1 protein-coding gene and 1 pseudogene are annotated in these 435 nt (G+C 64.8%); both read right to left on the bottom strand.

The features are described from left to right. Nucleotides 1-146: 146 nt before the first annotated feature. A complete protein-coding gene (locus LPA54_RS42765; RefSeq protein WP_308112934.1) occupies nucleotides 147-272 on the bottom strand; it encodes a DUF397 domain-containing protein in 126 nt (41 codons plus the stop codon). Continuing rightward, nucleotides 229-435: pseudogene (locus tag LPA54_RS42770) on the bottom strand (transcriptional regulator); the annotation flags it as partial. The gene LPA54_RS42765 and the pseudogene LPA54_RS42770, both read right to left, overlap by 44 nt.

The raw sequence follows: 435 nt of genomic DNA on the forward strand, positions 1-435 counted from the left end.
GGGTCGTGTAGGGGATCTCAAGGTACGAGGATGTCTCCGTGGGTGTCAGGAGCCCATCAGTAAATCTGTCGACCATGATCCATCACCCGTATGCGGCTCCGCATCGTTGCACACAACCTTGCCAGGGCCCGGCTGCGGACACATGTTCAGTGAGCGGCGACCGCTTCGACGAAAGCGGTCCAGGCGGCGGCCGGGAGGACGAGGGCGGGTCCGTGGGGGTTCTTGCTGTCACGGACGGGGACGACGCCGGGGAATCCGTCCGCCACCTCCACGCAGTCGCCGCCCTCCTGATTGCTGTAACTGCTGCTGCGCCAGGCGGCGGCGGTCAGATCGGGACGGGATGCGGCTTCCACGGTAATCGGCCTCCAGCACGGATCGGATCAGGTCGAGCGACATCAGTGGTGGCAGCGCCATCGCCCTCAGTTGATCGTAAGT

This window comes from Streptomyces sp. DH12, assembly GCF_020873895.1.
Taxonomy (GTDB): Bacteria; Actinomycetota; Actinomycetes; order Streptomycetales; family Streptomycetaceae; genus Streptomyces.